This window comes from Bordetella pseudohinzii (assembly GCF_000657795.2).
Taxonomy (GTDB): domain Bacteria; phylum Pseudomonadota; class Gammaproteobacteria; order Burkholderiales; family Burkholderiaceae_B; genus Bordetella; species Bordetella pseudohinzii.
The window spans coordinates 242,465-257,692 of the sequence record NZ_JHEP02000001.1 but is presented as its reverse complement, the minus strand read 5'-3'; the positions used below and the strand labels follow the sequence as shown (position 1 = coordinate 257,692).

Genomic DNA, 15,228 nt, shown 5'->3' with positions numbered 1-15,228 from the left:
TCCGCCAGGCGGCAGACAGCGACAAGGCCGTTTCCGCGGGAGATGGCCATTACCTTTTTGGGCCGGAAGCATTCCGGCCATATTGAATATCGGATAGCGATATGAGCATCAAGAAACTGGCGCGCAAACTCTGGACCGGCCGTTCCTCACGCGAGGTGCAGCAATCCCTGTTCCGGCGGCGGCCCCTGTTCGAGGCGCTGGAGCGACGCTATCTGATGTCGGCCGAACTGGTGCCGCCGCCTCCGCCGCCGGCCAGCGACGAGGCGCCCATCGTGGCGCCCGCGCATCCTGGCCAGGCCAGTCCGCAGGCCAAGAAACCCCAGGCGCCGGGCGCGCATCCCTATCTGGTCGAGCGCGCCGCCTTTCACAAGCAGGGCGTGCTGGGCGAGCAGATCTCGCTGGACCAGTATGCCAAGGCCAATGCCGCGCGCCAGGGCGATGCCAAGGCCTGGCTGCCGGGCCATGAGGCCGCCGCGCCGCTGACGGCGCTGGAGGGCTACACCACGCAATCGGAGCGCACGCCGGTGCGCCAGATCATCTTCGTGGATCCGTCCATCGAGAACGCCGAGGAGATGGTCCAGGGCCTCTACAGCCTGGTGAGCGGCAAGACCGAGGGCCTGGGCGGCCTGGCCACGCCGACGGGCGAGGGCCCGCAGCTGCAGGTGCTGCGCAGCCACGATACCGAGATCATCGTATTGGACGGCCGCTATGATGGCGTGGACCAGATCACGCAGATCCTGGCCCAGCACAAAGACCTGGCGGCGGTGCAGATCATGAGCCATGGCAGCGTGGGCTCGCTCACGCTGGGCAGCGCCACGCTGGGCGAGGGCCAGCTCGATGCTCACAAGGACCAATTGCGCGCCTGGGGCGATGCGATGGCCGAGGATGGCGACATCCTGCTCTATGGCTGCAATGTGGCCGCGGGCCGCGGCGGCGTGTCCTTTGTCGACAGCCTGTCGGCCATCACGCGCGCCGATGTGGCCGCGGCCACCCATAGCGTGGGCAGCGCGGCGCTGGGCGGCGACTGGGTGCTGGACTACAGCAAGGGCGCCATCGAGGCCACCACGCTTACCGTGGCGCGCTGGGACGGCCTGATGGCGACGTCCACCGGCGCGCAGACCGGCGGCTCGACCCTGACCGGCGTGGCCACCAACGACACCCTGGTGGGCTATGGCAGCGACAACACGTTTGTGTTCAACAACAATTCGACCGCGGCCACCACGACCATCGAACTGCGCCAGGGCATGAAGCTGGAAAATGGCGTCTGGGTGCGCAACGAGGACGACGAGAACAGCAACAACACGCTGGACTTCTCGGCCATCAAGGGCAATGTCACCGCCATCATCAGCAACAACGACAGCTACCAGATCCGCTACACCACGGTCGACAACAATGACAACTGGACCGAGCATACGGTCAATGTGGTGTTCAAGTCGGCCGACGGCAGCCAGAACCTGAAGATCGGCGACAAGACCTTCAACCTGGTGGGCACCTCGCAAAGCGGCAAGACCTTGCTGGACTACAGCGGCTATGCCACCGGCGTGACCGTGGACTTGTCCGGGCCCGCGGCGGACAGCAATGGCGAAGCCGTGCCGCCGCCGCCGCCGACCGGATTCGGCTATGTGCGGGCGATCAGCGCGGTAAAGGGTTCCACGCAGGGCGGCAACCGTATCACCGTGGTGGGCGACACCACCGTCACCATCAACAATGCGCAAGACATCATCACAGGCAGCGGCGGCGGCAATACCTACATCGTCGGCGCGGGGTTGAGCGGATTCACCCTGACCCAGCAGGGTGGCCAAAGCGGCAACACCCTGGACCTCTCCCAATTCGGCGCCGATGTCACCGCCCGCGTGCAGACGCAAGGCGGCGTGACGGTATATCTGGGCGCGGGCGTGGCGGGCGACGGCAGCGTGAGCAATTTTGCCGGCGCCACGGCGCTGGTGAGCAATCTCGATATCCAGATTTTCATCGGCGTGGCGGGCAAGACCACGCTGGATTATTCCGCCTATGAAGACAACGTCACCGTCAACCTGAACTACCAGGATGAGGCGACCGCGCTTTATGACGCCAGCGGCCTGGCCGGCGTGCTCAATATCAGCAATGTGATCGGCGCGGGCGGCAGCTATGACAACGACATCGTCGGCAGCCTGGGCGACAACATCATCACCGTGGCCAATAGCCGCGGAGTGAACCGCGTGAGCGGCGGGGGCGGCAACGACGTCGTCTACGGCAATGGCAACCTGGGCGGGGGCAGCACCGCATATATCGGCGGCGTCGAGAGCGATGCCACGCTGACCGGCGACAAGGTCACGGCGGTGTTGAGCAATACCCCGCCGGGCGCGACGTCTGCCAACACGGTCCGGCTCTACGGCGTGAGCGCCGTGACGCTGCAGGATTTTCGCACCATCGACAGCAGCGCCGCGCCAGGCAGCGTCTATCATGCCGGCACGCGGGTCACGCTGGACGGCTCCGGCTATGCGGGCGACCTGACGCTGATCGGCAGCGCGGGCGACAACCTGCTGCGCGGCGGCCTGGGCCACAATATCTTTACCGGCTACCAGGGCTCGAATGTGCTGGTGGCGCAGGCGGGGTCCCTGAGCAATACCCTGTCCGAAGACGGCAACTGGAACTTCACTCTCAGCGACGGCGAACTGCTGGCGAGCTACGCCAGCGACGGCGAGGCCTTGCCCGCGGGCGCGGCCACGCCCACGCTGCACAACCTGCTGCAAGGGGTGTTCAGCGACGCCGAGCTCAATGGCGGCCTGGGCTCGACCCTCATCGACGCCTCGGCCTTTTCGGGCAATACCGTACTGGTCAGCGGCTTGATGGCTGGCGGCGCGATCAAGGCCGGCAGCGGCGATCGCACCCAGCACCAGATCCTCCTGATGGGCGGCCAGTATGCGGTCACCGGCGGCACGGGCGCGGATGCGGCGACCGAGCTGGTGGTCGTGGCCGACGGCCTGAGCGGCATCGATCCCGCGCAATGGCTGGCGCAGAAGCAGGCGACGGGCGGCCTGGGTTGGGTGTCTTTTGTTTCCGACGGCCTGGGGACCCAGGCTGGCAAGATCCTGCGCGCCGAAGGCGCGACCACGGGCTCGACCTATAGCCATGTCACCTCGGCGCGCGTCATCGGCGGCGAGTACGGCAACTGGATCGATACCTCGGCCTTCGAGGGGCGCGCGGTGCTCGATGGCAGCGCTGGCCTGTCCAATATCTTTGTCTTGAGCAATCGATATGCCTCGGACGTGATCGGCTCGGCCGGGGGGAACACCATCCGGTTCGATACCGGCGGCAAGAATCTCAAGCTGACCGACGGCCAGATGGACATCGGCGCGGGCGCGGGGGCGTTCAAGACCACTTTCAGCCATGTCAGGAATTTCGACCTGAAGATCAGCGGCAGCGGCAGCCAGGTGGACACCACCGGCTTCACCGGCCTGACGACCGAGACCTTTTTGTCCGACCTGACATCGGGATACCAGGACAATAGCGGGCCGGCGCTGAAGTTCGTCTTCGCCAATGACGACCGCCTGGAGGTCGGCCTGGAGGGTCTGAACACCCTGCAGGACATCCTCAATGCCATCGCCGGCAGTGTGATGGTCAACAAAGACGGCCAGCCGATCCGGATCGCGGCCGAAGGACCCAATGCCGGACGGCCGCTGCCCGACAGCGACACCACCACGGCCTGGGACTATCTCTATGCCCTGGACGCCAGCCTGAGCGCCGATGGCCGTCTCGTGGTTGCTTACAGCCAGGCCGCGCGCGACGCCGGCTATGGCGGCGAATTCCGCCTGGAGCCGGGCACGCTGATCACGCTCGACGACCAGGGCAATGTGTCGCAGAGCGCGACGGTGCTGTCGGAGGCGGCCAAGTGGCTGGGCCTTCTTGGCGCCAGCCAGAGTTTCCGCGATTCGGCCAACGGTGTGCTCACGGGCGACGCCCTGGCGGCCGGGCATTCGACGCGCTTCATGCTGGCCGGCTCGAATGCGACGATCCGCTCCGGCGGCGGCAGCAATAGCTTTCTGGTGAGTTACGGCTATGTGGCCGCCGACGCCTGGGAGCGCTTTTCGACCGGCGCGGGCAATAACATCCTCACTCAGGCCGGCGGCTACAACACGCTGCGGGTGGACTCGGTCTACGGCGCTGTCCTCACGTCCTCCCAGGTGTCTTACCTCAACGGCGGGACGTTCACCAACGCGGTGAACATGGCCCGCGCCGGTGGCGGCGGCGCGGCCATGGACAATGTGACGCTGGCCGCGCGCAATGCTGCCGGCACGGCGACGACGCTGGATGCCGAGAACTGGACGGGCAGGCTGACCCTGGAGAGCGATGGAGGCTACAACACGCTCAAGGGTAACAAGAGCAACGTCAGCTTCATCGTGGTGCAGCCGGTCAATGTGGCGGGCGGTTCGGTGACGGTGTCGCTGGCCGCAAGCGGGGGCAGCGGCAATACGCTGCAATTGATTTCTCCCGTAACCGGCACGGCCGTGCTGTCCTCGCTGATGGGCGCGGCGGGCAATCTGTTCGGGGTCAATCTCGGCACCAATGCCCAGAATCTCGAGCGAATCCTCGATCTGGGCGAGGACGCGGTCATCGACGTGGATGTAACGACGTCGGGTACGGACGTGACCATCCGCGCCGGCACGCTGCAGATCAAGAAGAACATCACCCTCGATTCCACACACCTGCTGCGCCTGGAGGCGCAGGATATCCGGATCGGCACCGTCACGACTCATATCGTGCTGGCCGCCGGCGCCATCGAGGTGCTGGCCCAGCGCTACCGCCCCTGGCGCAGCGCCTATGGGCAGATCTTCGACCTGAGCACCAGCGTCACGATCACCAATGCCACGCTGTCGGCGCTCGACGCCGCGGGCGCTGGCGTGACCATCAGCGCCAAGCTCGACAGCTCGCAGTATGACCTGGACCCGCTGGTCAAGAACGCCGAAGCCGATACGGGCCTGCGCGCCAAGCTGGGCGCGGGCGTGAACAGCATCTACGATGCCCTGATGCCCCTTCTTGACAGCGTGGCGGCCGAGGCGGCCTGGGCTCGGGTGAAGTACAGCGCCAGCATCAACATCGACGCAAGCACGAGCATCATCTCGGCCAGCGACGTCTCGATCAAGGCAGGGACCAAGGCCCAGGTCAAGTTGAGCCCCTTGATCGCCAAGATCGTGGGCGTGGGCGTCGGCGTACTGGAGAATAATGCCGAGGTGACGGTCAACGGCAAGATCTATGCCGCCGGCGACATCTCGGTGCTCTCCGAGGTCGACAACGAGATGACGATTTCGCTCTTGCCGTCGACCATCAGCAAGCTGCCGGGCGTTGTCGGCGTGGGCATCGGCATCGTCAACAGCAGCGCCAAGGTCACCATCGGCAACACGGCCGAGCTGATGACGGGCGTGAACGTCAGCCCGGGCGGCGTTATTTCGTTTGGCGGCGCGGGCGGCGATGTGACGGTGCAGGCCATCACCAAGCACAAGACGGACATCACGGTCAGCGCCTCGGGCGCCATGGCCGAGAGCGACGACACCAAGCCTGTGAAGGATCCGGCGGCCCCGCCCGCGACCGGCCCGGCCCAGGAAAAGGGCCGCTATAACGCCAGCTACGCCAAGGTGGGCGCCGCCCTGGGGCTGGCCATCAACAATATCAGCACCGAGGTGGTCGTCAACGGCAAGCTGACGGCCGGCGGCACGGGCGACACCACGGTGCCCGACGGCGCCAACAAGGTGATCGTGCAGGCCTTGACCCTGGACCAGGGCAGCAAGGTGGCGGTCAAGACCAGCCTGGGCGGACGCCAGGCCACGGGCGTGAGCTATGTGGACCAGACGGTGCTCGAGGCCAAGAGCCTGGCCGGCCGCAAGATCGGCGGCCCCGTGGCCAGCGGCGCGGTGAATGGCTTTGGTGTCGTCACGCAGAACGTCAAGGCCTTCTTTTCGGCATTGCGGAAAGACGGCAAGCTCAAGGACGAGATCACCAAGATCAAGGCCGAGAATGCCCAGAAAGATAAGGATGAGTATGAAGCAGACCTCAAGAAGGAGCAGAACAGCACCTCCACCGAGTTCCAGGTCGGGGCGGCTGTCGGCCTGGGCATCAATAACGTCAACACCCAAGTCACCCTGGGCAGTGACGCGCTGATCTCGACCGCTGGCGGCGGTGTGACGGTCGAGGCCGTGACCCGCTATACGATGCAGTACCAGGTGATGACGGCCGTGGATGACAAGGCCATCGCCGATCGCCAGGCCTTCCTCAAGAAGAAGAACGACGTCACCAGCGACCAGGTCGAACGCAACGTGGGTCCGGATGGTTCGGACCTGGGCGCGGCGGCGGCCGTGTCCGTCGCCATCGATAGCTTGCGCACCAAGGTGGACATGGCGTCGGGCGCCAGCATCGCCACCCTGGGCGGAGAGGTCGATATTGCCGCCAGGACGCTGGACCAGATCGATCCGCTGGGCTTGTGGCTGGTCAACCTGTACAAACCTTTCGACGGTATCGAGACGGCCTGGAGCCAGGCCACGGACACGGCCGCCAAGGCCAAGGTGGCCGGGGCGGCGGCGGGCAAGTTCCTCAATACCTTGCAGGCCACGCTGACCAGTTCGGGCGGGATTTCCAATAGCTTCAGCAGCTGGACCAGCGCCAACTCCAAGAGCAAGAAGCTGGCCCTGGCCGGCGCCTTCACGGTGCAGGTGCAGAGCACCGAGACGCTGACCAAGATCGGCGGCCGCATCGACACCCGGGCCGGCGGGGGGCCGGCCGGCGCGGTAAGCATCGCGGCCGTCAATTCCAAGCAGGACCTGAACCTGGTGGGCAATGTGCTCTTGCCCAATATCGCCATCGGCGGCGACAAGGCCGTGGCCGAGGCGCCGGCCAAGCAGAAGGGCCAGAACTACCTCGCCTATGGCAAGCAGTTGGCCAAGGGCTATCTGACGCCGCGCGTCGATGGTTTTGACTATGGCAGCAGCTCGCGCGAGGGGTCGGCCATCGGCGTGTCGGTCTATGTCAATGCCTCCACGCATGACACTCAGGCGGTAGTGGACAATGCCGCCGTCATCAATTCCGGCGACCTGACGGTCGAGGCCACTAATGAAGTGATCTCGGTCACGGTGGGCGCCTCGGGCAGCCAGGCCAAGACGGTGGCCGCCAATGGCGTGGTGTTGATCAATGTGAGCGACGCCACGACCATTGCCCAGGTGCGCCGGGGCGCTGATATCGACGCCGCGGGTACGGCCACCATCCGCGCCGATGACGCGACCTGGGTCGGCACGGTGGCCGGCTCGGTCGCCAGCTCCCAGGCCGTGGGCGTGGGCCTGAGCGCGGCCATCAACGATATCAATCGACACACCCAGGCGCTGATCGGCGAGTTGCTCGACGGCAGCGACGGCCCCTCGGGGATCGGCAGTTTCTCGGCCGGCGCGCTGGAGCTGTTGAGCCGGAACCGGGGCTTTGTCGGCAATCTGGCGGTGTCCGGGTCGCGCGTGTCCAGCCCCGTGGCCGGCGCCGGCGACGGCACGGGCGCCACCGTACCGGGCGGCGGAACGCCCAGCGGCGGCACCGGCGGCGACATGCTGGCCATCAAGGGGCCGGCCGATCAGGGCGAGGCGGCGCCGGGCGAGACGCCCGCGCCGGCGGACCCCGCCGCCCAGAGCGACGTCGCCGACAAGCTGAAGTCGGCCAGCGACGCGACCTCGACGCTGACGCAGGACAGCGGGGCGGGCGGCGGCTCGGCCAAGCAGCCCGAGTCCAAGGCCGGGCTGGCGATTTCCGGCGCCTCGGCCATCAATGTCGTCAACGACACCGCCCAGGCCTACATCAATGCGGAGGGCCTGACGATTACCATCGGCGGCAACGTCAAGATCGACGCGCTGAATAACACCCACGCCCTGGCCCTGTCGGGCGCCGCGGCTTTCGCCCAATCCGATACGGCCAAATCCAATATCGGCATCGCCGGCGCCTACAGCATGAACTTGCTGTCCGGCGAGGCGCGCGCCGAGGTGGCGGCCGTGGGCAGCCTGATCGTGGCGGGCGATCTGGCGCTGTCGGCGCGGCGCAACGGCGTGACGGCCACCATGGCCGCCGGCCTGGCTGGCGCCAAGGGCCAGAAGGGCGTGGCGGCGGCGGGTTCGGCCGCCGTCGGCGTGGCGCTCTATGACAACATCGCCCGCCTGGGCAATGCCACCGGCCAGATCAAGGCGCGAGATGTCTCGGTCACGGCGCGCGATGCCAGCGTGCTGGTCACGATCGCCGGTTCGGGCGCGATCTCGGATGGCAAGGCCGGGGTGGGCGCGGCCGTCGCGGTCAATGTGAGCAGCACCCAGGTCGAGGCCGGCATCCGCCAGGCCACCGATCTGCTGTATACCGGCAGGATCGATGTCTCGGCCGAGTCTACCCAGACGGTGGTCGGCTTTGCCGGCGCCCTGGGCATGGCGCGCGATGGCGCCGGCGTGGGCGGTTCCATCACCGTCAATGTGGTGGGCAACCGCATCGATAGCTATATCCTCAACAGCCAGGTCCGTTATGACGGTGCGGACAGCAGCGGCCATGACGTCAGCGTCTCGGGGCTGGACAAGACCACGCTGATCGCCATCACGGGCGCGGCCGGCGTGGGCAAGAAGGCGGGCGTGGGCATCGCCATCAGCTATAACGAGATCGGCAACGCGGTGCTGGCCGGCATTCAGGGTTCGACCGTGGATACGGCGGGCGGCGGCGCGGTCAGCGTGAGCGCGGAGGACCGGTCCTCGCTGGGCGGCGGCGCGGTCGGCGTGGGCGTGGGCCTGGGCGACGCGCAGTTCGCCGGCGCCGGGTCGGTGCAGGTCAACCGCGTGCATTCGGCCGTGGCGGCCTATGTCTTGCCGCGCTACAGCGGCGGCACGGCGGTGGCCAACAGCAGCCGCATCACGGCCAATGTCCTGACGGTGACGGCCACCGAAAACAATACCCTGGCGGCGGTGACCGGCGGGGTGGCGATGACGCTGGGCGGCTCGGTGGCCGTGGGCGCATCGGTCAGCGTCAATGAATTCAGCTCGCGCACCAGCGCGCTGATCGAGAACAGCGCCATCGACGTGCAGGGCAAGCTGGACGTTTCCGCGCACGCGTCGCCGCTCATGGTCTCGGTGGGCGCGGCCGGCGCGCTGTCCAAGACCTTCGCCCTGGCCGGCGCGGTCAACGTCAATATGATGCGCGGCTCGACCGAGGCGCGCATTTCCGGCAGCACGGTCAAGGCCGGCCAGGCGGCCAATTTCAGCGGCGACGCCGTGCGCGTCAATGCCTCGGATGCCGCGGCGCTCTACGCCATCACGGTGGCCGGCGCCATCGCCACTGGAGGCGCGGCCGTGGGCCTGGCCGTGGCGGTCAATATCATGGGCGGCGACACCGCCTTCGATCGCGATCTCCTGAGCTTCGACGACGAAGAGCTGGCCGATTCGGGCGCCGGGGTGCAGATCGCCACCGTCAACGGCAATGGCGATCCGACGACTCATCCCAAGGTCACGGCGGCCATCGTCGCCAGCGACGTGCGGGCCGTCGCCGGCGATGTCAATGTCTTCGCCGGCCTGGTCGATCCCATGGCCGCCGGCGGCAATGCGCAGCTCACCAGCGGCGATGTGCTGGCCGTGGGCGACAGCGATATCCATGTGAACCAGGGCGGCAGCACGCTGGTCTTCGAGGGCGCGGCGGCCGAGATCATCAATGGCAAGGATACGAGCGGCAACGCCGGCCTGCCGGTCTCGCAAGGCGCGGGCGGCGGCGAATTCTCCGGCTGGCAGACCGGAGACGGCATTTATCTGAGCGCGGGCGCGGGCAATATCCGCCTGGCCGATGGCGGCAGCCTGAGCGCCGACCGCATCTATTACATCATCCGGCGCGAGGCGCCGGACGGGCAGGCCATCATCCAGCTGGCCGCCACGCAGGAAGACGCCTTGCGCGGCAAGGCGCTGGCCTTCGCGGCCGGCAGCACCCTCACGGGCGTGCGCTTCGCGCATGTACGCATGCAGGAGGCCATCAGCGTCAATCTGCAGCCCTACCACGGGGCCGACGCCACGGTGAGCGTCGATGGCGCCGGCAACCGCCTGGTCATTCATGCGGCTTTTGACGGCCTGCAGGAAGGCTCGGCCATTGTCTACAGCGGCTCGCTGGCCAATGGGCGGATCGAGGACGTGCTGGCCAACCGCATCCTGCGTCAAGGGCAGGACGTGCTCAAGGTCGGGGTGACGTATTACGTCAGCGGCCTGGTCAGGGGCGCCAATGGACAGGTGTCCTTCCAGCTGCGCGACGGCCAGGGCAATCTGGTGGATTTCAGCGGCGCGACAGTGGGCGGCGCGCCGCAGCGCTTCAGCGTGGACAATCCGGCCGGCGCCAGGCTCAACGCCGATGGCAGCCTGACGCTGCCCAAGGCCCATGGCCTGGAGACTGGCAACAAGGTGGTCATCAACCTGGGCGCCAACGGGGTGCTGACGGGGCTGGCCAACGACCATGTCTATGTCGTGGAGGTGATCGACAGCCAGACGCTGCGTTTCAGCCACGTGGACGGCAGCGCGGTGACGCTGGCCGAACTGGGCTATGTGGCCGAGTTCAATGCCGCGACCAAGCGCTATGACTACTACCTGGCCGATGCCGCCGGCAACAAGCAGCTGGACAACCAGGGCAAGCCGACGGCGGTCAATCCCGATGCCATGATAGGCATCACCCGCGTGCAGCTCGCGCAACAGACCTCGCAGTCCACGACTTCGACCGAGGCCAATGGCACGGAGCAGACGACGATTGCCCAGGGACCCGCGCAGGACGCGACCCTGGCCGCGTCCTTCATTCACAGCCAGATCGCGGGCGAGGACAGCCTGGGCTTTGCCAACGATGCGGGCCTGGCCACGGGCGACGTGGTGGTCTATCACAGCGGCGGCCGCGTGATCGACGGCCTGGTCGATGGCCAGCGTTATTACGTCATCAATGTGTCGCAGAACGGCGGCTTTGCCTACCAGCTGGCCAGTTCGCTGGAGAATGCCCGTGACGGCATTGCCATCCGGCTGGGCGCGGGCAGCGGCACGGGCGGCGTCAATCTGCAAAAGGTGATCGACCGGCTTGACAGCGGCGGCGGCCTGATCACGCTGGACATCGGGGCGCTGACCCAGGGGCATGGCCTGACCAACAGCATGCTCAGCATCACGGTGGCCGGCGCCGGGGGCAAGGCCCTGGGCGGCGCGGGCGCCATCGGGGTCAATCTGTCGCGCACCGAAGTTCAGGCCGTGATCGACAACCGCGCCGCGGCGGCCGGCAGCGAAGTGCGCGCCGAGGGCGGACGCCTGTTGGTGTCGGCCCAGGACAAGAGCCAGATCGTGACGGCCGCGGGCGCGCTGGGTGTCTCGACCACGCAGGGCGCCTCGGCGGCCATCGGCGCTTCGGTCAGCGTGGCCGATATGCGCAATGGCGTGCGCGCCGGCATCCAGGGCGCACAGGTGACGGCGCAGGCCGTGCAGGTCAGCGCCGAGGAGCGCGCCAGCATCTATAACGTGGCCGTCGGCCTGGCCGGCGGCGCCGGCGTGGCCGTCAGCGGCTCGCTGGCCGTCAATACCATCCAGAATACGGTGCAGGCGACCATCAGCGATTCGACGGTCGGCGCGACCGCCGGGGATATCCGTATCCTGGCGCGCGACACGGCGAGCATCTCGGCGCTGGCGGGCAATGTCTCGGTATCGGCCGGCGGCCGCGTGGCCGCCGGCATGGCCTTCGCCGTCAACCAGGTGTTCGACACCATCTATGCCGGCGCCTTGCGCTCGGCGCTGTCGGCCGCGGGCGATATCGTGGTCCTGGCCACTTTTGCCCGTCCTGACGACATGCCGCCGGGCCTGGACGCGCAGATCGCGGCCATGGCCGTCAGCGGCGCGGTGGCTGTCGGCGGCTCGGGGGCCAATGTGGGCTTTGGCGGCTCGGCGGTGCTGAACTGGATCGCCAATTCGATCACGGCGGAAATCGCCGAGACGACCAGCAGCCAGGCCGTGGCGGCCGATGGCGATGTGCGGGTGCAGGCCAGCGACGATTCCACCATCAACAGCCTGGCCGGGGCGGTGGCGCTGGGCCTGGGCACTCAGGGCGCGAGCGTGGCCGTGGGCGCCAGCCTGTCATACAACTATGTGGGAGGCGCGCCGCTGGGCGTGTCGCGTTCGCACAGCATCACGGCGCAGATCCGCGATACCGAAGGCGCGGTGCGGGGCGGACATGTGCAGGTGGGTTCGGTCTTCTCGGGCAGCATCCACAATTTCACCGTGGCCGGCAGCGTGGCCGTGGGCACGGCGGCCGTGTCGGTGGGCGGTTCGGTCTCCATCAACCGCGTCAACAGCCGCAATGAGGCCGGCATCCGCAATGCCCGCCTGATCGAATCGCTGGCCGTCAGCGGCAGCCAGCCGGGCGTGGCCGTGCAGGCCCGCGACGAGGGCTATGTGCTGGCGGTCGCCGGCGGCCTGGGCGTGGCGGTATCGCCGGGCAGCGGCGCGGGCATCGCGGCCGGCGTGGCGGTGACCGACAATTGGATCGGCAATCACACCCTGGCCTATATCGACGGCAGCAGCAGCGGCAATGCCGCCAGCTCGACGACGGTGCGCACCCAGACCGGCATGGCCGTGGAGGCCAGCAACAGCTCGCGCATCGTGTCGGCCACCATAGGCGTGGCCGCGGCGGTGGCCGTGGGACAGGGCTTCGCGGGAGCCGGCGCGGGCGCCGGCAGCGGCAACACCATAGACGGCTCGGTCGAGGCGCGCTTGACGCGCGTGGACAGCGCGGCCGGCAACCAGGGCGCGATCCGCGTCAACGCCGAGAACAGCGGCAGCATCGTGGCCGTGGCCGGCGCCCTGGGCGTGGCGGTCTCGGCCGGCAACGTGGGCGCTGGCGCCTCCATCGGCGTATCGGTGGCCATCAGCAATATCGCCACCGTGGTCCGGGCCCGGATCGAGGACTCCCATCTGCGCACCTCGGGCGCGGGGGTGACGGTCAGCGCCTCCGACGACGCCGATATCACCGCCATCGCGGTGGGCGGCGCGGTTGCCGTCCAGGCCGGCACGGCGGGGGTGGCCATCGCAGTGGGCACCAGCGTGGCGGTCAACAAGGTCTTCAATACTGTCGAGGCGGCGATCTCGGGCGGCAGCATCGCCACGGGCGGCGGCAGCCTCGCGATCAGCGCCATGCAAGAGGCCGACATCCTGTCGGTGGTGCTGGGCGCCTCGGTGGCCGTGTCGGTGGGCGCGAGCGCCAACGCCGCCATCGGCGGCGGCGGGGCGCTGGCGCGCAATGTCATTTCCGCCAGCGTGCAGGCCGGCATCAGCGACGCCAGTATCGACACCAGCGGCGCGGGCGCCGCGGGCGACCTGGATGTGTTGGCGCTCGGTTTGTCGCGCATCAATGCCGTGGTGCTGGGCATGTCGGCTTCGGTATCGGTCAGCCATTACGCGGCCGCCTCGGCCTCGATCGGCGTGGCCATGGCCGAGAATGTGATCGGCTATGACGTCAACAGCGCCGGCCAGGTGGTCGGGCTGGGCGCGGGCCGTCCGGTCAACCAGATCGTGGCGGCGGTGGACGGCAGCGCCGTCACGGCGGGCGCGGTGACGGTGGATGCGCGCAATGTGCGCTTCAAGGCCGATGGCAGCGTGGACCGGCAGCAAAGCATAGACGCGGTCGTGGTGGCGGGCGCGGTCGCGGTGTCGGTGGCCTATGCGCCGCCCATCGTCGACGGCGCCAGCCTGGCCATCTCCGGCGCCGGGGCGGGCGCGCGCGCCGTCAACAAGATACAGACCGGCATCACGGCGCGCATCAGCGACCAGGGCCGGCAATTGCCCTTTGCGGCGGGCAGCGTGACGGTCAAGGCGCTGGACCAGGCCGAGATCAACAGCACCATCGCCGCGGTGGCCATCGCCGTGGCGGTGTCGCTGGGCGCGACCGCCGCGTTGTCGGTGGCGGCCTCGCTGGCCCAGAATGAAATCAGCAATGCCGCCCTGGCCAGCATCGACGGGGTGGGCTTTGTCGGCACGCCGGCCATCACGGTCAAGGCGGACAGCCAGGCCAGCATCACGACGGTGTCGGTCGCGGTCTCGGTCAGCGTGGGCGTGAGCCTGGGCGGCGTGTCGCTGGCCGGCGGCGGCGCCAATGCCAGCAACCTCATCGGCTCTTCGGCGACGGCCCTGGTCAACGGCTCACGCATCAGCGGCAATGGCGGCAATGCGCTGGTCATCGACGCCGATATGACGGGCACCATCAAGGCGACCGTGGTGGTCGCCAGCCTGGGCTTTACGGCGGGCGGCGCTTCGCTGGCCATCGGCGCCTCTCTGGCCGAAAACCAGATCAGCGACAGCGCGGGCGCGCGCGCCGGCCTGACGCAGACCCAGGTCTCCGATCTGGGCGCGATCTCGGTCACGGCCGACAGCGTGCAGTGGCTGGAGGCCAAGGTGGGGGCGGGCGCGGTGGCGGTGGCGCTGCAGGGCGTGGCCCTGGCCGGCGCGGGCGCTTCGGCCTTCAACACCTCCAAGGCGCAGACCCGCGCCTATGTGGACGGGCTGAGCCAGATCGACCCGAATGCGCGGGCGGCCGAAAGCCTGACCGTGGCGGCCACCAATACCTCGACCCTGCGGGCGACGGCCGTGGGCGCCAGCGCCGCCGGTTCGGGCTCGGGCCTGGCCTTGTCGGTGGGCGCGGCATTGGCGCGCAACAAGGCCTTGGGCAGCGTCCAGGCCTATGTGGACAACAGCGTGCTGTCGGCGGCCGCGGGCGCGCAGATGGCGCGCCTGAGCGTGCGCGCCGAGGACAGCAGCAACTTGATGGCCAAGGCGGTCGGCGCCTCGCTGGCCCTGACGGTCAGCGGCGGCTCGGTGGCGGTGGGCGCCACCGATGTGAGCAATGTCTCGGCTTCCGGGGTCCAGGCCCGCGTGAGCGGCTCGACGATCTCGGTGTCGGATACGCTGGCCGTCGCGGCCAAGGAGACGGCGACCCTGGACAGCACCTCGGTGGCCGCCTCGGCGGCCGTGGCGCTGACGGGCGTGGCCGTGAGCGGCGCGGGCGCGGGCAGCAGCCAGACGGTGGCCAATGAGGTGGACAGCCATGTGGCCGGCTCCACGCTCGGCGCCGGGACCGGCATGTCGGTCACGGCCGACAATGCCGCCCGCGTCACCGCCCTGACCGGCGCGGTGTCGGCGGCTGTCACGGGCGCGGGCCTGGGCGCCACCATGGGCGTATCCCTGGCCAGCAACACCTTTGGCAGCT

Annotated in this window: 1 protein-coding gene (running past one end of the window); it reads left to right on the top strand. The window is 68.3% G+C overall.

All coding sequences use genetic code 11. From position 1 onward, the window contains the following. Positions 1–101: 101 nt before the first annotated feature. Positions 102–15,228, top strand: the 5' end (the start) of a protein-coding gene (locus L540_RS01060) for a DUF4347 domain-containing protein (protein ID WP_043209378.1). 16,127 nt of this gene lie beyond the right edge of the window; 15,127 of the gene's 31,254 nt are visible here — the first part of the coding sequence; it begins with the start codon at positions 102–104; the stop codon falls past the right edge of the window.